Annotated in this window: 15 protein-coding genes and 3 rRNA genes; 1 reads left to right on the top strand and 17 read right to left on the bottom strand. The window is 62.0% G+C overall.

Going from position 1 to position 19,702, the window contains the following annotated elements:
• From nuoK to CUTER_RS02960, 17 genes are all read right to left on the bottom strand, one after another.
• A complete protein-coding gene (nuoK, locus tag CUTER_RS03035) occupies positions 1 to 300 on the bottom strand; it encodes an NADH-quinone oxidoreductase subunit NuoK (protein ID WP_047259182.1) in 300 nt (99 codons plus the stop codon).
• Positions 301 to 1,119, bottom strand: coding sequence for an NADH-quinone oxidoreductase subunit J (locus CUTER_RS03030; protein WP_047259181.1), 819 nt, complete (start codon positions 1,117 to 1,119; stop codon positions 301 to 303).
• On the bottom strand, positions 1,119 to 1,643 hold the full coding sequence (gene nuoI, locus CUTER_RS03025) for an NADH-quinone oxidoreductase subunit NuoI (RefSeq protein ID WP_047259180.1): 525 nt from the start codon (positions 1,641 to 1,643) through the stop codon (positions 1,119 to 1,121). Before nuoI ends, CUTER_RS03030 begins: the two co-directional genes overlap by 1 nt.
• Entirely contained in the window at positions 1,640 to 2,938 is a 1,299-nt protein-coding gene (nuoH, locus tag CUTER_RS03020) for an NADH-quinone oxidoreductase subunit NuoH (protein WP_047260549.1), read from the bottom strand. The genes nuoI and nuoH overlap by 4 nt, the downstream gene beginning before the upstream one ends.
• A 4-nt stretch (positions 2,939 to 2,942) precedes the next feature.
• Positions 2,943 to 5,057 (bottom strand): 2Fe-2S iron-sulfur cluster-binding protein, encoded by a 2,115-nt coding sequence (locus tag CUTER_RS03015; RefSeq protein ID WP_052844005.1) that lies wholly within the window; start codon positions 5,055 to 5,057, stop codon positions 2,943 to 2,945.
• Positions 5,058 to 6,362 (bottom strand): NADH-quinone oxidoreductase subunit NuoF, encoded by a 1,305-nt coding sequence (gene nuoF, locus CUTER_RS03010; RefSeq protein ID WP_201775059.1) that lies wholly within the window; start codon positions 6,360 to 6,362, stop codon positions 5,058 to 5,060.
• Between the two features lie 13 nt (positions 6,363 to 6,375).
• A complete protein-coding gene (locus CUTER_RS03005) occupies positions 6,376 to 7,092 on the bottom strand; it encodes an NAD(P)H-dependent oxidoreductase subunit E (RefSeq protein ID WP_047259179.1) in 717 nt (238 codons plus the stop codon).
• Positions 7,089 to 8,465 (bottom strand): NADH-quinone oxidoreductase subunit D, encoded by a 1,377-nt coding sequence (locus CUTER_RS03000; protein ID WP_047259178.1) that lies wholly within the window; start codon positions 8,463 to 8,465, stop codon positions 7,089 to 7,091. The genes CUTER_RS03005 and CUTER_RS03000 overlap by 4 nt, the downstream gene beginning before the upstream one ends.
• Positions 8,465 to 9,109 (bottom strand): NADH-quinone oxidoreductase subunit C, encoded by a 645-nt coding sequence (locus CUTER_RS02995; RefSeq protein WP_047259177.1) that lies wholly within the window; start codon positions 9,107 to 9,109, stop codon positions 8,465 to 8,467. Before CUTER_RS02995 ends, CUTER_RS03000 begins: the two co-directional genes overlap by 1 nt.
• A 21-nt stretch (positions 9,110 to 9,130) precedes the next feature.
• Entirely contained in the window at positions 9,131 to 9,700 is a 570-nt protein-coding gene (locus CUTER_RS02990) for an NADH-quinone oxidoreductase subunit B (RefSeq protein WP_047259176.1), read from the bottom strand.
• Positions 9,701 to 9,718: 18 nt separating this feature from the next.
• Positions 9,719 to 10,081 (bottom strand): NADH-quinone oxidoreductase subunit A, encoded by a 363-nt coding sequence (locus tag CUTER_RS02985; RefSeq protein WP_047259175.1) that lies wholly within the window; start codon positions 10,079 to 10,081, stop codon positions 9,719 to 9,721.
• Positions 10,081 to 10,500 (bottom strand): hypothetical protein, encoded by a 420-nt coding sequence (locus tag CUTER_RS02980; RefSeq protein ID WP_047259174.1) that lies wholly within the window; start codon positions 10,498 to 10,500, stop codon positions 10,081 to 10,083. Before CUTER_RS02980 ends, CUTER_RS02985 begins: the two co-directional genes overlap by 1 nt.
• A 364-nt stretch (positions 10,501 to 10,864) precedes the next feature.
• Positions 10,865 to 11,047: a P-loop NTPase family protein gene (locus tag CUTER_RS11015; RefSeq protein WP_144412242.1), complete on the bottom strand. Its 183-nt coding sequence runs from the start codon at positions 11,045 to 11,047 to the stop codon at positions 10,865 to 10,867.
• A gap of 42 nt (positions 11,048 to 11,089) precedes the next feature.
• Positions 11,090 to 11,314, bottom strand: coding sequence for a P-loop NTPase family protein (locus CUTER_RS11010; protein ID WP_052844003.1), 225 nt, complete (start codon positions 11,312 to 11,314; stop codon positions 11,090 to 11,092).
• Positions 11,315 to 11,715: 401 nt separating this feature from the next.
• Positions 11,716 to 11,834, bottom strand: a 5S ribosomal RNA gene (gene rrf / locus CUTER_RS02970).
• A 135-nt stretch (positions 11,835 to 11,969) separates the two neighbouring features.
• Positions 11,970 to 15,033: ribosomal RNA gene (locus tag CUTER_RS02965) — 23S ribosomal RNA — on the bottom strand.
• Positions 15,034 to 15,464: 431 nt separating this feature from the next.
• A 16S ribosomal RNA gene (locus tag CUTER_RS02960) occupies positions 15,465 to 16,994 on the bottom strand.
• Together the 16S, 23S and 5S rRNA genes form the textbook arrangement of a ribosomal RNA operon.
• 742 nt (positions 16,995 to 17,736) lie before the next feature.
• On the opposite strand from CUTER_RS02960, the gene CUTER_RS02955 reads away from it, so the two are divergent.
• Entirely contained in the window at positions 17,737 to 19,689 is a 1,953-nt protein-coding gene (locus CUTER_RS02955) for a choice-of-anchor I family protein (protein ID WP_052844002.1), read from the top strand.
• Positions 19,690 to 19,702 lie beyond the last annotated feature (13 nt).

Genomic DNA, 19,702 nt, shown 5'->3' with positions numbered 1-19,702 from the left:
CTATCCCTTCAGCGCGTGTTGGTCATCGACGAGGACCACGCCCTGCGCACGGAAGATGGATACGATAATCGCCAGGCCGACGACCACCTCGGCGGCGGCGATGACGATAACGAAGAGCACCGCGATCTGGCCCTCGATGGAGCCGTACTGGCGGGCCACTGCCAAAAAGCCCAGGTTGGCGGCGTTGAGCATGAGCTCCACGCCCATGAGCACGACGAGGCTGTTTCGGCGAACGAGGAAGCAGAAGGCGCCGAGGGTGAACAGAATCGCGGACAATCCGAGGAAAAACGTGGTGGACATTTAACGCTCCTTTTCCTTCGCGTCGGCGTCGGTGGCGCCGGCGCTGCGGCCGAGGGCCGCGTAGTTCGCCTCTGTCGGCGCCCGGTGCACGGCCGGGGACTCGGTTTCGCCGCGGGCCACGAGGTCTTCAGCGACGGAGCCGGCAAAGGCCGTGCCGTCCGGCAGCAGCGCCGGCACATCCATGGAGTTCGACGTGGCGTACACGCCGGCGCCGGCCTTGGCGCCGACGTTGGTGCCGTCCTGCGCCCAGCGGGCGAAGCGCGCCTTGGACAGCTCGCGTTGCGTGGGCCGCGCAGGGCGGCGCACCCGGAAGATGACCACCATGGCGCCAACCGCCGCCACGATGAGGAGTGCAGAGAGCACCTCGAAGGCGAGGAAGTACTTGGTGAACAGTTCCATGCCGACGGCCTGGATGTTGCCGCCGGCGGCGTCGACGACGGCGTCGAGCCCCTCCGGCTGCCCGTGGTCCTTGGTCGCCAGGACGATGCCGCCGGCGAGCACCGCGGCGATAACCGCGGCGAGGATTGCGGCCTCGACGCGCTGGTTCTTAATCGGTTCGCCATCTGCGGCCTGCCCGCGGGCGCCGACCATCATGACGATGAACAGAATCATCACCATGATCGCGCCGGCATACACGACGATCTGTACCGCGAAGACGAAGGGCGCGGCGAGCACGGCGTAGAACACGGCCAGGCCGATCATGACGCCCAGCATGCACAGCGCGGAGTGCAGCAGCTCCCGGCACAGGATGAGTCCCGCGGCGAGCGCCACGATAATCGCGGCCAGTGCCCACGCCGCGACGGTAGCAATGACAGCCATCAGTTCTGCTCCTTACTCGGCACGACGGGAAGGCCCAGGAAGTAGGCCTGCTCGCTGTCGCCCAGGCGGCGCGGGTGCGGCGGTGCCTCCATCGACTCGGTGAGCGGGGCCAGCAGCCGGTCCTTGGTGTAGATCATGGACTCTCGGCTGACGTCGGCGAGCTCCACCTCGTTGGTCATCGTCAGCGCCCTCGTCGGGCAGGCCTCGATGCACATGCCGCAGAAGATGCAGCGCAGGTAGTTGATCTCGTACACCTTGCCGTAGCGTTCGCCCGGCGAGTAGCGGGCCTCCTCGGTATTGTCTGCGGCCTCGACGCGGATGGCGTCCGCGGGGCACGCCCACGCACACAGCTCGCAGCCGACGCACTTTTCCAGGCCGTCGTCCCAGCGGTTGAGCTGGTGGCGACCGTGATACTTCGGGCTGGCATCAGTCTTTTCTACCTTGGGGTAGCGCACCGTCTCCTTGGGGCGGAACATCGCCCCGAAGGTGACGGCCATTCCCCGCCAGCGGGAGAACAAACTCATGAGAGATCCTTTCTGGTCGCCGCCGCAAGCCGCGGAAGCGGGAAGGTCGCGGGATCAAGCGTGGCCGCATCGGCCATGGTGAACGACGGGGTGAGCTTCGCTTCGACGCGCCGGCGCTGGATCGCCAAGTAGGCGTAGCCGAAGGCTAGGTAGGCCGCGATAATCAGCAGGTGGCAGGCGTCGTCGCGCAGGAAGGAACCCTCCGGCGCCAGGGCGCGGGCCTTGAGGTAGATGCCGACGACCATGAGGAAGCCCAGCGCCAGCGGCAGCGCCGTCTTCCAGCCGACGTCCATGAGCTGGTCGTAACGGTAACGCGGGACGGTGCCGCGCACCCAGATGAAGAAGAAGAGCATGACCAGGACCTTGAGCAGGAACCAAACGAAGCCCCACGCGCCTTCGTCGAGGAAGGTGCCATTAAGCGGCCAGGGGGCGCCGAAGCCACCAAGGAAGAAGGTGGTGCACAGCGCCGACAGGGTGCCCATGTTGATGTATTCACCGAGGTAGAACATGGCGAAGCGGAAACCGGAGTAGTCCGTTCCGTAGCCACCGACCAGCTCGGACTCGCACTCCGGCATGTCGAAGGGGGCGCGGTTGGCTTCGGCGAGCATCGTCACACAGAAGACGAAGAAGGCCGGCGCCAGCATGAGGGCGTTCCAGGCGGGCAGGGAGGTCTCGAACCCGAACAGCGTCAGGGTGCGTCCTTGGGAGAGCACGATGTGCTGCATGGACATGGTGTGGGCGACGAGGACGACGGTGACCACCGCCAGCCCCATCGAGATCTCGTAGGAGATCATCTGCGCGGCGGCGCGCAGGCCACCGAGCAGGGAGTAACGGGAGGTCGACGCCCAGCCGGCCAGCACGATGCCGTAGGTGCCCACCCCGGCGACGGCGAGGGCGAACAGCGCGCCCACCGGCAGGTCACCGAGCTGGATCGGGGTCTCGTGGCCGGCGATGGTCACCGTGCCGCCCAGCGGCATAATCGACCAGGTGGTGAAGGCGGCCACGCCGGTGATGAAGGGCGCCAAGGTGAACACCATCTTGTCCACCCCCGCCGGCATGAAGTCTTCCTTGAAAATGGTCTTCACACCGTCAGACACCGGCTGGAGCAGTCCGAGCGGGCCGGCCATGTTCGGCCCCAGGCGGGACTGCATGAAGGCGAGCGCTCGACGCTCGTACCAGACGGTGACGATGGCGAACATCAGCGGCAGTGCGAAGACGACGATCGTCTTGATGAGCAGGATCCACCAGGGGTCCTGCCACATCCCGATCGCGGCGTCAGCGACGTGTTCGTTCATGGCCTTATCGTCCTTCCCCACGAGGCACCCAGATCACTCCGGGGGCCATGGTTTCTTCGGCGATGACCGGATAGGTGCACCCGGCCAGCGTGACGGTGCCCTCCGGGAAGCGGCGCAGGTCATCCGGCGCCACCTTCGCGACGCCGCGACGGGCGTCGGAGCCGACGTACTGGGTGAATTTCAGCGCTTCGGAGGGGCTCATGAGCTCCCGCCAGCTATCGACGATCAGTCCTTCGACGCTCAGCGGTTCGTAGTAGCGGGCATCTGCGGCGTCGGCCGAAGCCTCGGACGCGGGCCGGGTGCCGGGGGTCACCTGGCGACCGAGGTGAGCGAGCACGCGTGCCTCGGAGATGATGGTGCGGTCCTCGTTGACCTTGTTCACCGGCTTGGCGGAGCCGAACCAGTCCACGAAATGCCCGTCGTTTTCCGCGACGGAGGCGACGGGCAGGATGACGTCCGCGGCGTCGCTGGCGGGGGTCATCGTCGGCGTGAGCTGAACGATGAACTGCTCCCCGCCGCCGATTGACTGCGCGTAGCGACGATCGTCGACGTAACCCAGGACGAGCGCTTCCGCATCGGCGAGCAGCGAACGGGTGCCGGCAAGCGCGGCGCCACGGTAGCCCATCGCCCCGACCGTGGCCGGGACCCACGCCAGCGAGCAGCCGCGCGCAGCGACCAGGTCGCGGATCGCGGTGAGCAGGCCCGGCGTTTCGGCGGCGCGATCGCCGACGACGATCACGGTCGCCTCGGTGATATCCACCTCATCGAGGGCGGCGGCCTCCTGTCCCGGTGCGGCCGGGACGAGGCTGGCGTTGAGCTTCTTCGTGCCGATGGACAGGTGGCTGGTGACGGCCACAACCGGGATGCCCGAGTGCCGCAGCCGGAGGAAGAAGCCAGGGGCCTCGTCCTCCGGGTCGAGGCCAACCAGGACAACCTGGTCGGCGGCGAGGATCTCATCCAGGGTCAGCGGGGTTCCAAGGGAGGCGACGAAGTCCGCGTGCTCGCGCGTGGCGATGCGGTCGTGGCGGTAGTCGAAGCCGGCGCCGATCTGTTCGGCGAAGGCGACGAAGGCAGCCGAGTTCTCGACCGTGGTGGACTCGGCGCCGATGACCCCCACCCGGCGACCACTGAGCCCGGCCGCCGCCGCGGCGAGGGCCTCGGTCCACGACGCGGCGACCAATTCACCGTCGTCGGTGCGGACCAGCGGCGTGGTGACGCGCTGCTCGTTGAGGTACTTGTAGCCGTAGCGACCCCGATCGCAGATGAAGGCGCCGGGCGCCGGGGCGGGCTCACCGGCCAGGCGACGGGTGATGGTGCCGTGGCGGTGGTCGACGCGCAGCGGGCACGCCGACGCGCAGTGCTCACACGAGGTCTCCGTGGACACCAGGTCGAAGGGACGCGCCTGGAAGCGGTAGTCGGCGCTGGTCAGCGCGCCCACGGGGCAGATCTGCACCGTGTTTCCCATGAAGTACGAACCGGCGTCGGAGGTGTTCTCGGCCGAGACTTGCTGCCGCGCTCCGCGTTCGGCCATGACGATGCACCGGTCACCGGCGATCTCAGCCTGGAAACGGGTGCAGCGGGTGCACGAGATGCACCGCTCCCGGTCCAGCAGGACGTTCGACACCAACGCAATGGGCTTGGGGAACTCGCGCTTGGCGAAGTCGTAGCGCGACGCGCCGCCGCCGACCTCCATCGCCTGGTTCTGCAGCGGGCACTCGCCGCCTTTGTCACAGACCGGGCAGTCGAGCGGGTGGTTGATGAGCAGCAGCTCCATGACGCCGCGCTGGGAGCGCTCCGCCTTCTCGGAAGTGTGCTGGGTGTTGACCACCATGCCCGGCATGACCGTCATGGAACACGACGCCTGCGGCTTGGGCATGGCCCGACCGTTGCCCATGTCCGGGATCTCCACCAGGCACTGCCGGCACGCGCCGGCCGGCTTGAGGCCGGTGTGGTCGCAGAAGCGCGGGATGGAAATTCCCGCTTCCTCGGCAGCTCGGATGATGAGGGTGCCCTTGGCGACGGTGACTTCTACGCCGTCGATGGTGCAGGTGACCATCTCCGGGGCCTGGGCCTTTTCGGCCGCCCGGCGCGCCAGCTCGGGGCTAATAGTGCTCGTCATTTAAACCATCTCCTCCTCACCGAAGACGGCAGAGGCTTCGTAGGGGAACAGCTCCCAGGCGGGGGTGTGCAGGCCGGCCTCGAACTCGTCGCGGAAGTGCTGCACCGCCGACGTCACACAGGCAACCGCGCCGTCGGCCAGGGCGCAGAAGCTCTTGCCGGAGATGGACTCGCACACGCTGAGCAGCTTGTCGACGTCCCCCGGCTGGCCTTCGCCGCGCTCAAGACGCTGCAGGATCTGGACCAACCACCACGTGCCTTCACGGCACGGGGTGCACTTTCCGCAGGACTCGTGCTTGTAGAACTCAATGAAACGCGTGGTAGTGCGCACCACCGAGGTCGTCTCGTCGAAGATTTGCAGGGCCTTGGTGCCCAGCAGCGAGCCCGCGGCCATGACGCCCTCGTAGTCGAGGGGGACGTCGAGGTGCTCGCTGGTGAGGATCTGCGTGGAAGATCCACCCGGGGTGAAGTACTTCAGCTCATGGCCAGCGCGGATGCCACCCGCCATATCGAGCAGTTCGCGCAGGGTGATGCCCATTTCGGCTTCGTACTGGCCGGGCCGCTGAACGTGGCCGGACAGCGAGTACAGCGTCGCACCAGCGGACTTTTCCGTGCCCATCGCCGTGTACCACTCGGCGCCTTCGCGGACGATCCGCGGCACTGAGCTGATGGACTCCACGTTGTTGATGACCGTCGGGGAGGCATAGAGGCCTTCCACGGCGGGGAACGGCGGGCGCAGGCGCGGGTGGCCGCGCTTGCCTTCCAGGGACTCCAGCAGCGCCGTTTCCTCACCGCAGATGTAGGCGCCAGCGCCGGAATGGACCTGCACGTGCAGTGTCTTTCCGGTGCCGAGAACGTCGAGGCCGGCGAGTCCAGCCGCGTAGGCTTCCTCGATCGCCGCCTGGAGGCGGCGGGCGACGTGCACTACCTCGCCGCGCAGGTAGATGAATGCGTTGTTGGCGCCGAAGGCGTAGCTGGCGATGAGCGCGCCCTCGACGAGGGTGTGCGGGGTCGCCATGATGAGCGGCATGTCCTTGCAGGTGCCCGGCTCGGACTCATCGCCGTTGACGACGAGGTACTTCGGCTTCGGGTTGTTCTGCGGGACGAAGGACCACTTCATGCCCACCGGGAACCCGGCGCCGCCGCGCCCGCGCAGGCCCGAGTTCTTAATGAGCTCGATGAGCTCCGCCGGCTCCATGGTTAGGGCGGTGCGCAGTGCCTGGTAGCCGCCGCGAGAGCGGTAGCTGTCCAATTTCCAGGGGGTGGGATCGGCCCAGTCTGCCGAGAGAATCGGCGTAATTTTCAGTGGGATAGCCACGTTAGCGCCTTCCTTCGTGCTCGGTGGCGGTGGATTCGCGCAGGACGTCAAGCCCGGCCAGGGAGGCCTGGCCAGCGGCCGGTCCCTCGTCGGCCTTGCCGTCGTAGAAGCCGGCGAGGACGCGTTCGTTGTCCCGCCAGGAGGTGATCTCCGGGCCGCGGGTGGAGCGAACCTCGCGCCCAGCCTCCAGCCGGTCGAGGATGTCCACGGCCTTGCGCGGGGTCATGTTGTCCATGAACTCCCAGTTCAGCATCATCACGGGCGCGAAGTCGCAGGCGGCGTTGCACTCGACGCGCTCCACCGTGAACAGGTCTTCCTTGCCGGCGGCGTGCTTCTTCACCGCGTCGTAGATGAGGTCCCCGCCCATGGTGGCGCACAGGCTGGTGGTGCACACGCCGACGAGGTGCTTGCCGACCTTGCGCCGGTAAAACATGGTGTAGAAGGTGACCACGCCGAGGACCTGGGCCTCGGTGACCTCCAGAATGCGCGCGATGTGGCGCACGCCTTCGCCGGTGACGTGGCCGTCCACGGACTGCACCAGGTGCAGCATCGGGATCATTGCGGACTGCTTGTTCGGGTAGCGCCCGGCGAGTTCCTCCAGCTCGGCAACGGTTGCGTCGTCGATGTTCGTCGCCGTGTCGTTCATATCCACGGGTTCGTCATCGAAATGGGCGTGAAAGTGCTGCTCGACGCCTTCGGGCAGCTGGTGGTCAATCATCGGTCTACGCCTCCCAGAACGGGGTCCAAAGAGCTAATGGCAACAACAACGTCCGAGAGCGTGCCGCCCTCGCACAGGACAGGCAGGGCCTGAATGTTGTGGAAGCCAGGGTCGCGCATGTGCACGCGGTACGGGTGGGTGCCGCCGTCGGAGACAACGTGGCAGCCGATGACCCCCTTGGGGCTTTCCAGTTCCACGTACGCCTGGCCGGCCGGCACCGAGAAGCCCTCGGTCACCAGCTTGAAGTGGTGGATGAGCTTCTCCATGTCCTGGCCCATGATTTCGCGGACGTGCTCGTAGGAGTTGCCCTGGCCATCGGCCATCACCTTGAGGTGCGCGGGGCGGGCCAGCTTCGGGTCGTCGATCATGAAACGCTCACCCATGCACTGATAGAGCCGGTCCCGGGCCTGCTTGGCGATCTTGAGGGACTCGATCATCTCCGCGTAGCGGATGCGGTAGCAGCCGTAGGCGTCGCTCGTGTGCCAGACCGGGATATCGAAGTCATACGTGTCGTAACCAGAGCGCGGCTCCAGTTTGCGCATGTCCAGCGGCAGGCCGGCGGCTTTGATGCGCGGGCCGGTGATGCCCAGCGCCATGCAACCGGTCTGGTCCAGGTAGGCGACGTCGACGAAGCGCTTCTTAAAGATCGGGTTATCGTCGAGCATCTTGGAGAAGTCCGGCAAGCGCTTTTCCAGCCAGTCCAGGCAGACGTCGAGGGTTTTCATGCCCTCTTCGTCGAGATCGCCAGACACGCCGCCGGGGCGGATGTAGGCGTGGTTCATGCGCAGGCCGCTCATCGCCTCGAAGACGTTGAGGATGTACTCGCGTTCGCGCAGGCCGTTGGTCAGCAGGGTGGATCCGCCCAGCTCGTTGCCGCCGGTGCCGAGCGCGACGAGGTGCGAGGCGATTCGGCACAGCTCCATCGCCAGCACGCGCAGGATCTGTGCGCGCTCGGGGATGCGCTCAGCGATACCCATGATCTCCTCGACGGCGAAGGTGTACGCCGCTTCGTTGAACATCGGGGCCACGTAGTCCATGCGGGTGACAATCGCGGAGCCTTGGGTCCAGGTGCGGGCCTCGCAGGTCTTTTCGATGCCGGTGTGTAGGTAGCCGATGGCGGGCCGGAGGTCCTCGACGATGTCGCCGTCCATCTCCAGGCACAGGCGCATAACGCCGTGGGTCGACGGGTGGGCCGGGCCCATGTTGATAATCATCCGGTCGGCGCGCCCGGCGTGCTGGGCGTCAACGATGGCCTCCCAGTCCCCGCCCTCCGAGGAGTACTCGGGGATGGACGCGTCGCTGAACGCCTGCTCCGGCGACAGCGCACCGGTGGGGCTCGTCGGCGTCGCGCCGTGTGCGTGTGACGTACTCATTAGCGGTAGTTCCTCCTCTGCTCCACCGGCGGGACGTCCGTGTCACTGAACTCGACGGCGACGCCGCCGAGGCCGTAGTCCTTGCGCTGCGGGTGGCCCTCCCAGTCATCCGGCATGAGGATGCGGGTCAGCGACGGGTGGCCGTCGAAGATGATGCCGAACATGTCCCAGGTCTCCCGCTCGTGATAATTCACGCCCGGATAAATGCCGGTCGCCGTGGGCACGTGCGGGTCCTCGGTGGGCACGCACACCTCCAGGCGGATTCGCCGGTTGTGGGTCACGGACAGCAGGTGGTAGACGGCGTGCAGGTCAGCGTCGGCATCGGCCGGGTAGTGCACACCGGAGACGGAGTTACACATCTCGAAGCGCAGGTCTTCCTGGTCGCGCAGCGCCCGCAGGGCGTCGACGAGCAACTCGCGGGGCACGTACACGGTGGGCATGTCCCTCATCGTCACGCAGGCGTCGGCCAGGCCCGGAATGCACTCAATCAACGTAGCGACCACGGTCTCCGCCGGCTCGGGAAGCGGCCGCGGCGCCGGGGTAATGCCCTTCGGCGCGTGGTGCATCCCGTGGAAGCCGGTGACGTCACCGGTGCCATCTACCCACATGCCCTTACGCTCAGGGAACAGTTTCTTTTCAGTCATGAATCTCGGGTCTCTTTCGCGTTAGACCGGACGAATCTTGAGGAGTTTCTTCGGCGCGAAGCGCGGCTCGCCGGCCAGGGCAGCGGCTTCCTTGGCCTGTTCGTCGACGAGGACGTCGGCGCCGACCTTGGTCTGCTTAGCGATCATCGCGCGCAGCTTGAACGCCGCGTCGATGAGCATCTCCGGCCGGGGCGGGCAGCCCGGGACGTAGATGTCCACCGGCACGATGTGGTCAGCACCCTGGACCAGCGCGTAGTTGTTGAACACGCCACCCGAGGAGGCACACGCTCCCATGGAGATGACCCACTTGGGGTTCGGCATCTGGTCATACACTCGGCGCATGACCGGCGCCATCTTCTGTGAGACGCGGCCGGAGATTATCATCAGGTCAGCCTGACGCGGGGAAGCGCGGAACACCTCCTGGCCCCACCGGGAGGCGTCGTAGCGCGGCCCCGCGTAGCTCATCATCTCGAAGGCGCAGCACGCCAGGCCGAAGGTGGCCGGCCACAGCGACCACTCGCGGGCGAGGCCGAACAGCGACTCGGTGGTGGTGGTGATGAAGCCGCCTTGGAGTTTGTCTTCGATACCCATTTGGGTTGCGTCCTTCCTTTATTCCCAGGTCAATCCACCGCGACGCCACACGTAGACGTAGGCGACCAGCAGGGTCAGCACGAACAGGACCATCTCCACGACGATGAACCACCCCATCGAGTCGAAGCTCACCGCCCAGGGAAAGAGGAAGATAGTCTCCACATCGAAGATGATGAACATCATCGCGATGGTGAAGTACTTCAAGCTCATCTTTCCGCCGGCCGCCGGCCGATCCACGGCCTCCACGCCGCACTCATAGACGTCGAGCTTCGCCTTGGAAAACGAATGCGGGCCGATGATGATGCTGGCGACGATCATCACCGCGACGAACGCCGCGGCCAGAACCAACAGGCACAGAATCGGGATGTAGTACGCAGTCATCAGGACAACTTCCTTCCGCGGACCAGCTCAGCCGCCTTTTCCGCGAGCTCGAAGGGATCCGGCGGCAGCAGCGTGATCGCCGACGCACGGGACCACGTAGCCAGCCAGGCGTCTTGTTTGCGGGCCACCATGAGCAGCACCGGCGGCGGATCCTGAACCTCGTTGCGGATCTGGTGCGTCAAACCAATGCCGCCAAGCGGTGCGGCCTCGCCGTCGAGGACGCACAGGTCGATTTCGTTGTTATGTAGCGCTCGGATGAGCGCCGGGCCAGTAGCAAAGTCGCGCAGCTCGACGGGCGGTAGATCGGCGGCGAGCGTGGTACCAATCGCCGCGTGGACCGAACCGCGAACCGACTTCCTATCGGAATACACCGCAATGCGAAGCGCAGCCGGTGGCTGCGCTGGATCGTTCACTGACATGTTACAAAAATCTACCCCACATTCAGCCCCCGAGCCAGCTCAATACCCCCTCCTACCAGCACGTTTAATGAAACGATTGTGTTGCGTAATTAAATCCGACACAGCCTCTTGTGGTGTTCATTGAGCCGAAAATGGCTCCCATTTTTCCGGCCCGTCGCCCCGACCGATCCCCCGGCCTGTCTCCCCAGCTCTGCCACCCGCCCAACGCACCGACCCGTATCGAATCCGGTCCGTCAGTCCCAGTTGAGCACGTCGCCCGCTAGGGGGCCACCTGCTATCGGTGCTAGTGAAAACAAGGTCAGAAATTCACTCAACCCCACATGAGCCCTCGCCCCCTAACGGGGGCGAGAACCGGCGACCTAGCCTAGTGCTCAAGCCGGCCGTCGCGCATCCGGATGATCCTTCCGGCAGCAGCCGCCACCGTCTCATCGTGCGTGACCATGACGATGGTCAGCCCTCGAGCGTGCAAGCCACTCAACACCTCGATCACCGCCCGAGCGTTCGCGGAATCCAATGCCCCGGTCGGTTCATCGGCGAAAAGCGCCACCGGGTCATTGACCAACGCTCGGGCGATTCCGGCCCGCTGGCGCTATCCGCCGCTGGCAGCCGCAGGATAGGCGTCGGCCACCCGCGCGATCCTCAGCTGCTCAAAGCGCTCATCGAGTTTAACCTGGCGGCCGGTCCATCGAGCCGGCAGCGTGGCGTTGTCCATGAGCGACAGCTCCTCCAGCAGCTGCGGTTGCTGGAACACATAGCCAATCTTCGCTAGCCGCAGCGCCTCCAGCTCGCGCTCTCCCAGGGTGGCAAGATCCACAAGGGCTCGCGCCAGGCGGCACTCCCAGTGTGCCCAGAGAGCGAATCGCCTCCCCCAGCACTATCCCCGCCCGCACCCTCGCCCGAAGGGCGAGACGAGCCGAGCACCCTCGGGTTGCATAAGCCTACGGCGATACCGGCTACGCGTGTAGCCACCCACAGCAACCCCCCGGGCCCGTCCACCGACCCGTAGCCAAGGCCATGGCCTCCTCGGCAACCCCACCACGTGGGCCCCGGCAACCCGGGCCCCCGCACTCCGCCGGAACCAACCTGGCGACCACGGGTTACCCGCAACAACCCCGCACACGCAAACAAAAAGGTGGTGGGTAACACCAACCCCCCAACCCCCACACGGGGAGCCACGAGGGCTGGTATCACCCACCACCAATCATGAAGTTAAAGTATCGGCAGCAACCTACTCTCCCACACCCTCCCGAGTGCAGTACCATCAGCACGAATGAGCTTAGCTTCCGGGTTCGAAAAGGGGACCGGGCGTTTCCTCACCGTCATCAACCACCGACACAACCACCAACACAACACACAACCACCCAACGGTGGCCTGGTGCCGTGCCAGACACTGCATAACGAACGCGACACAACTAATTTTTCTGCTTGCTGCTTATAGTGCAACACTCTCTGCTTGCGGCAAACACATCATGTTTATAGTCGGTCAATTAGTACCAGTCGCCTCAACACCTCACAATGCTTACAACCCTGGCCTATCAACCCCATCATCACTAGGGAACCTCAAAAGAAACCTCATCTCAAAACAGGCTTCCCGCTTAGATGCTTTCAGCGGTTATCCCTCCCGTACGTAGCCAACCAGCCCTACCCAAGGCAAGATAACTGGCACACCAGAGGTACGTCCATCCCGGTCCTCTCGTACTAGGGACAGCCTTCTTCAAGTTTCCACGCGCGCGGCGGATAGAGACCGAACTGTCTCACGACGTTCTGAACCCAGCTCGCGTGCCGCTTTAATGGGCGAACAGCCCAACCCTTGGGACCTACTCCAGCCCCAGGATGCGACGAGCCGACATCGAGGTGCCAAACCATCCCGTCGATATGGACTCTTGGGGAAGATCAGCCTGTTATCCCCGGGGTACCTTTTATCCGTTGAGCGACACCACATCCACAAGTAGGTGCCGGATCACTAGTCCCGACTTTCGTCCCTGCTCGAGCCGTCACTCTCACAGTCAAGCTCCCTTGTGCACTTACACTCACCACCTGATTACCAACCAAGCTGAGGAAACCTTTGGGCGCCTCCGTTACCATTTAGGAGGCAACCGCCCCAGTTAAACTACCCACCAGGCACTGTCCCCAACCCAGATCATGGGCCAAGGTTAAGGTATCCAATCCGACCAGAGTGGTATTTCAACAACGACTCCACCACCACTAGCGTGACAGCTTCTACGTCTCCCACCTATCCTACACAAACCGAACCAAACACCAATACCAAGCTATAGTAAAGGTCCCGGGGTCTTTTCGTCCTGCCGCGCGAAACGAGCATCTTTACTCGTACTGCAATTTCACCGGGCCTGTGGTTGAGACAGCAGGGAAGTCGTTACGCCATTCGTGCAGGTCGGAACTTACCCGACAAGGAATTTCGCTACCTTAGGATGGTTATAGTTACCACCGCCGTTTACTGGGGCTTAAATTCTCAGCTTCGCACACCAAAGTGCACTAACCGGTCCTCTTAACCTTCCAGCACCGGGCAGGCGTCAGTCCGTATACATCAACTTACACGTCTTCGCACAGACCTATGTTTTTGATAAACAGTCGCTTCCCTCTATCCACTGCGACCACCACCAGCTTTCACCAGCAGTGGCACCCCTTCTCCCGAAGTTACGGGGCTAATTTGCCGAGTTCCTTAACCACAGTTCACCCGACCGCCTTAGTATTCTCTACCTGACCACCTGTGTCGGTTTAGGGTACGGGCCGTACACACACATCGCTAGAGGCTTTTCTCGACAGCACTAGATCACCACCATCACCCCAAAGGGGCTACGCATCACGCCTCAGTCAACACATGGTGCGGATTTCACCAACACCACAACCTCGAACGCTTACACCAGAAACCAACACCTGGCGCGGCTACCACACTGCGTCACCCCATCACTTGACTACTACCAGCTCAGGCCCCACCCCTCACACACACCCGAAGTATCCGAAGACACTCAGGATAGTGTTCAGGGTGGTTAGTATCACCGATTCATCATTGGTCGCGCATATACGGGTACCAGAATATCAACTGGTTATCCATCGACTACGCCTGTCGGCCTCGCCTTAGGCCCCGACTCACCCTGGGAAGACGAACTTGACCCAGGAACCCTTAGTCATCCGGCGGTAAGGATTCTCACCTTACACTCGTTACTCATGCCTGCATTCTCACTCGCACACACTCCACACCACCTCACAGTAATGCTTCACACACGTGCACGACGCTCCCCTACCCAACCAACCAACGTTGGTTGCCGTGGCTTCGGCGGTGTACTTGAGCCCCACTACATTGTCGGCGCACAACCACTCGACCAGTGAGCTATTACGCACTCTTTCAAGGATGGCTGCTTCTAAGCCAACCTCCTGGCTGTCATCGCGATCACACATCCTTTTCCACTTAGTACACCCTTAGGGGCCTTAGCCGACGATCTGGGCTGTTTCCCTCTCGACTATGAAGCTTATCCCCCACAGTCTCACTGCCATGCTACACTTCACCGGCATTCGGAGTTTGGCTGACATCACTAAGATTGTAGTCCCGCTCAACCAACCAGTAGCTCTACCTCCGGCAAGCACACACAACGCTGCACCTAAATGCATTTCGGGGAGAACCAGCTATCACGGAGTTTGATTAGCCTTTCACCCCTACCCACAACTCATCCCCTCAGTTTTCAACCTAAGTGGGTTCGCGCCTCCACAACCTCTTACAGCTGCTTCACACTGGCCATGGGTAGATCACCCCGCTTCGGGTCCAGAACATGCCACTACAACACCCAATTAGGATTCGCTTTCGCTACGACTACCCCACACGGGTTAACCTCGCGACATGCCGCTGACTCGCAGGCTCATTCTTCAAAAGGCACGCCATCGCCCCACACAAGCAAGGCTCTGACGGATTGTAAACACACGGTTTCAGGAACTATTTCACTCCCCTCCCGGGGTACTTTTCACCATTCCCTCACGGTACTAAATCCACTATCGGTCATGTCAAGTATTTAGGCTTACCGGGTGGTCCCGGCAGATTCACAGCAGATTCCACGAGCCCACTGCTACTCGGGGACATGCACAACAGCATGATAACGATGCAACCATGTACGGGACTCATCACCCTCTACGGCAGGCCACTCCAGACCACTTCCACTCACATCGCACACACCGCGCAGCGTCAGGTAGCCGCCACACGCACACACCCCACAACAACACACACGCAACCCCTACCCAGGTATCACACGCACATGCTTTAGCCTCATCCACGTTCGCTCGCCACTACTAGCAGAATCATTATTATTTTCTCTTCCTACGGGTACTGAGATGTTTCACTTCCCCGCGTCACCCCCAACCAGACTATACATTCACCTGGCGGTTACACACCACAACGCGTGCAGGGTTACCCCATTCGGACATCCTCGGATCAACGCTTAGTTGCCAACTCCCCAAGGCTTAACGCAGACTCACACGTCCTTCATCGGCTCAACATGCCCAGGCATCCACCGTGTGCCCATAAACGAACAAACACAACACACACAAGCAAAAAACACTAAGAACAAACAGAAAAAATTGCCCACCCCCACATGCACACACACATGAGGGCGAAAAATATCGCGTCCACTATACAGTTCTCACACAACACCACACCCCAGACAACAACCACCACACAACCGTGCGATGACCGCCAACTAAGATGCTACAAGGAACAACAGTGCTGTCCCAGACACCCAACAATGCACCAACCACTTAAAAAAACTTTTCACTGCCACCACCCACCAGGGTGAAAAGCCACCAACCATGACTCGTCACGTGTCTTCACACGCCAAAAAATAACAACCAGGCCAGCGCAGCACCACCACCAATAGTGACACCATCAACCAACCCCTCGCCCCAGGCACCCAACCAGGCAACCTTCAAGGGGCGAGAAAAAAATTAACTAAACTCCTTAGAAAGGAGGTGATCCAGCCGCACCTTCCGGTACGGCTACCTTGTTACGACTTCGTCCCAATCGCCGATCCCACCTTCGACCACTCCCCCCACCAAACGGTGGTTAGGCCATGGGCTTCGGGTGTTACCAACTTTCATGACGTGACGGGCGGTGTGTACAAGGCCCGGGAACGTATTCACCGCAGCATTGCTGATCTACGATTACTAGCGACTCCGACTTCATGGGGTCGAGTTGCAGACCCCAATCCGAACTACGACCGGCTTTACGCGATTAGCTCCACCTCACGATATCGCAACGCAGTGTACCGACCATTGTAGCATGTGTGAAGCCCTGGACATAAGGGGCATGATGATTTGACGTCATCCCCACCTTCCTCCGAGTTAACCCCGGCAGTCTCTCATGAGTCCCCACCATCACGTGCTGGCAACATAAGACAAGGGTTGCGCTCGTTGCGGGACTTAACCCAACATCTCACGACACGAGCTGACGACAACCATGCACCACCTGTACACCAGCCACAAAGGGAAAACACATCTCTGCGCCGATCCAGTGCATGTCAAGCCCAGGTAAGGTTCTTCGCGTTGCATCGAATTAATCCACATGCTCCGCCGCTTGTGCGGGCCCCCGTCAATTCCTTTGAGTTTTAGCCTTGCGGCCGTACTCCCCAGGCGGGGCGCTTAATGCGTTAGCTACGGCACAAAAATCGTGAAAAGATCCTCACACCTAGCGCCCACCGTTTACAGCATGGACTACCCGGGTATCTAATCCGGTTCGCTACCCATGCTTTCGCTCCTCAGCGTCAGTAACTGCCCAGAGACCTGCCTTCGCCATCGGTGTTCCTCCTGATATCTGCGCATTTCACCGCTACACCAGGAATTCCAGTCTCCCCTACAGCACTCAAGTATTGCCCGTATCACATGCACGACCATGGTTAAGCCACAGAATTTCACACGTGACGCGACAAACCACCTACGAGCTCTTTACGCCCAGTAATTCCGGACAACGCTCGCACCCTACGTATTACCGCGGCTGCTGGCACGTAGTTAGCCGGTGCTTCTTCTCCAGGTACCGTCACCCCAAAAGGCTTCGTCCCTAGCGAAAGGAGTTTACAACCCGAAGGCCGTCATCCCCCACGCGGCGTCGCTGCATCAGGCTTGCGCCCATTGTGCAATATTCCCCACTGCTGCCTCCCGTAGGAGTCTGGGCCGTATCTCAGTCCCAATGTGGCCGTACACCCTCTCAGGCCGGCTACCCGTCGACGCCTTGGTAGGCCATTACCCCACCAACAAGCTGATAGGCCGCGAGCTCATCTTGCACCAAAAAACATCTTTCCACCACACCCAACAGCATGGTCCTATCCGGTATTAGACCCAGTTTCCCAAGCTTATCCCGAAGTACAAGGCAGATCACTCACGTGTTACTCACCCGTTCGCCACTCGAGTACCCTGCAAGCAGGGCCTTTCCGTTCGACTTGCATGTGTTAAGCACGCCGCCAGCGTTCATCCTGAGCCAGGATCAAACTCTCCACAAAAAACAAATGTTTCAAGGCGAAAGAGCCCAAACACTGACAAAAAATCCAAAAAATTACATGAACAAAAAACAACCACTGATTACATCACGCAGCCAGGCACATCCGACGAGGAAAAACCACCACAACCACGCAACAACCAACCCCCACCACAACAAAGCAGCAAAGGGAAGGCAACAATCACCAGCCATCAATCACCCACGCACAACACCCCACCCCGCCAACAGCAGGAAACCAAGGTGCCGGGCACACGCAACCACAACCAGCAACCATCACCCACACCACCAACCCACAACAGGCCAGTGATACTGGACAGTGACAACAAAAAATTCAAGTAGTTGACACACTATTGAGTTCTCACACAACACAACCAGCGAACCACCCGGCCAGGATCTACCTGGCTAGCAATCTCGCTAGCTCATGTCACCACTCTGTAACCTGTCGGCAAACTCTCGCGGCGACTCCCACTACTGTAGCCACACGTCCCCACTTCACCAAATCGCCCACCCAACGCCAATCATTTTCCCTGGTCAGACCGCCGAGATGCTCAGTCAAAAACCCAGCCTCAACAATGCCTAGGAACCTCCCCGTCCTCGACCGCGTTCTCCGGTACCCCTCACTGGGCATGCGCCGGCTCCGGGCCACCTTTACTCGTTCAGCCACCGGCCAACTAGGCGTTACCTACGCCTGCTAGGCCTGGAGCGGTCTGTGTATTCCTACTTCTCGTACAGAAGGTGTCGTCCTCGTGACTTTCTCCCGTCTTGCTCCCTGGAAGCTCGCCCTACCCTCCGCCAAGCTTCTGCCCGTGCTTGCCACCACCGTCGGCATCACCACCACTGTTGCAGCGGCTTCTGCCAACGCCGTCATCGTCGACCAACCCGTTCGCCATTCCGGCACGGACACCGTAGTGCTCAATCCCATCGGAGCGTATGACTCCGGGGTCTTCGATGCTTCAGCCGCAGAGATTGTTGCCTATCACCCGGACACCACGTCGGTGTTGGTGGTTAACGCCAACGCTGGCACGGTCGACGTCCTCAGCGTCGCCGATCCCACTCACCCTCAGCTTCGAGGCACCGTGTCGGTTCCCGGTCACGAGGTCAATTCGGTGAGCGTTCGCGAGGATGGACTCGTCGTCGCGGCCGCGGAGCCTTCAGAGGACAAGACCTTGCCCGGAAAGGCGGTGTTTTTTGATATCGCGCACCTTGAGGACGGCCTCCTCGGCGACGTGACTGTGGGATCTCTGCCGGATAACGTCCAGATCACTCCCGATGGCCGGTTTGCGCTCGTTGCTAACGAAGGCGAGCCGGCCGAAGATTACTCGGTGGACCCCGAAGGTTCGGTGTCTGTCATCGCACTGCCGCCCACGCCCACCTCCCCCACCCAGGATGCGGTTCGTACGGCCGACTTCACGGCGTGGAATGACTACAGCGCTGATGAGCTGTGGAAGGACAACAACATCCGGGTCTTCGGTCCCCAGGAGAAGCTCCTTGCCTCCGAGAATTTTGAGCCGGAGTATATTGCGATTTCCGGTAACCTCGCGTTCGCTAGCTTGCAGGAAAACAACGCCATTGCGGTGATTGATATTGAGAAGGCGCAGGTCATCGATGTTTTTGGCCTCGGCGTGATCGATCGCGAGACGGTCGCCTTCGACCCCTCCGACAAGGACGACGCGGTCACTCTGCGCACCGCTCCGGTGAAGGCGCTGCCGCTTCCTGACGCCCTTGCCGCTTTTGAGCACGACGGCAAGACCTACATCATCACCACCAACGAGGGCGACGCCCGAGATTGGGATGGCTATTCCGAGGAGATTCGCTTCGGAGACATCGGCGACCCGGAAGAGACCGATATCGTGCTCGGTGCCAATCTGGATCCTGCGCTGCAGAAGAAGGATGCCTTGGGGCGGCTGAAAATCACCACGGCGCAGGGGGTGAAGACCAATCCTGACGGAACCCGGGAGCTGACGGAGATCTACACCTTCGGCGGCCGTGGTTTCTCTATCTACGACTCCGAAGGCAACCTCATCTCCACCTCGGGCACCGACTTCGAGCGGATTCAGATGGAAGCCCACCCGGATTTCTTCAACACCGACCACGCGGAGACCAAGCTCGAAAGCCGCTCCGATGATAAGGGCCCGGAGCCGGAGGCGGTGACCGTTGCGCGGCTCAATGACCGCCTCTATGCGTTCATCGGCAACGAGCGGGTGGGCGGCGTCATGGTGTACGACGTCACCGACCCGGCAAAGCCACAGTACGTGTCCTACGTCAACAATCGAGATTTCTCAGTGTCCATGGAGGACGTCGACGAAGCGTCCGTCCCCTCCGCGCTGGCCAAGGCGGGCGATCTGGGCCCGGAGGGCATCCACTACGTTTCCCCGGCGGACTCCCCCAATAACCGTCCGCTCGTCATTGTGGGCAATGAGGTGTCGGGCACAACGACGGTGTTTGAGGCCACCGGCGCCGACGCCGACGCGGAGGCCGCACGCCCCACCCCCGGCGACACCACCCCCGACAACCCCGACACCTCAAAGCCAGCCGAGCCGCTGTCTTCAGCGGCGCAGCTTGGCTCGTCGGTGGCAGTTGGTAGCTCCGTGACGCCGGCAACCGACGGCACCGAAACAGACGGCACCGCTACTGACGAGGTCACCTCAGCCGCAGCGGATTTGGCTGGGCTGGTGCTGGGCAGCTCCGTCCGCTTCTAGCGCACACCCCGGC

The sequence above is a fragment of the Corynebacterium uterequi genome, from assembly GCF_001021065.1.
In the GTDB taxonomy this organism is placed as follows: Bacteria; Actinomycetota; Actinomycetes; order Mycobacteriales; family Mycobacteriaceae; genus Corynebacterium; species Corynebacterium uterequi.
The sequence above is the reverse complement of the archived record's forward strand: the minus strand, read 5'-3'. Positions and strand labels throughout refer to the sequence as shown.

What these genes read in the sequence shown, in the direction of transcription:
- CUTER_RS02985 (WP_047259175.1), bottom strand. Translation starts at nt 10,081, where the DNA reads ATGACTGCGTACTACATCCCGATTCTGTGCCTGTTGGTTCTGGCCGCG.
- nuoI (WP_047259180.1), bottom strand. Translation starts at nt 1,643, where the DNA reads ATGAGTTTGTTCTCCCGCTGGCGGGGAATGGCCGTCACCTTCGGGGCG.
- nuoH (WP_047260549.1), bottom strand. Translation starts at nt 2,938, where the DNA reads ATGAACGAACACGTCGCTGACGCCGCGATCGGGATGTGGCAGGACCCC.
- nuoK (WP_047259182.1), bottom strand. Translation starts at nt 300, where the DNA reads ATGTCCACCACGTTTTTCCTCGGATTGTCCGCGATTCTGTTCACCCTC.
- CUTER_RS03030 (WP_047259181.1), bottom strand. Translation starts at nt 1,119, where the DNA reads ATGGCTGTCATTGCTACCGTCGCGGCGTGGGCACTGGCCGCGATTATC.
- CUTER_RS02995 (WP_047259177.1), bottom strand. Translation starts at nt 9,109, where the DNA reads ATGACTGAAAAGAAACTGTTCCCTGAGCGTAAGGGCATGTGGGTAGAT.
- CUTER_RS03015 (WP_052844005.1), bottom strand. Translation starts at nt 5,057, where the DNA reads ATGACGAGCACTATTAGCCCCGAGCTGGCGCGCCGGGCGGCCGAAAAG.
- CUTER_RS02990 (WP_047259176.1), bottom strand. Translation starts at nt 9,700, where the DNA reads ATGGGTATCGAAGACAAACTCCAAGGCGGCTTCATCACCACCACCACC.
- CUTER_RS02980 (WP_047259174.1), bottom strand. Translation starts at nt 10,500, where the DNA reads ATGTCAGTGAACGATCCAGCGCAGCCACCGGCTGCGCTTCGCATTGCG.
- CUTER_RS03000 (WP_047259178.1), bottom strand. Translation starts at nt 8,465, where the DNA reads ATGAGTACGTCACACGCACACGGCGCGACGCCGACGAGCCCCACCGGT.
- CUTER_RS03005 (WP_047259179.1), bottom strand. Translation starts at nt 7,092, where the DNA reads ATGATTGACCACCAGCTGCCCGAAGGCGTCGAGCAGCACTTTCACGCC.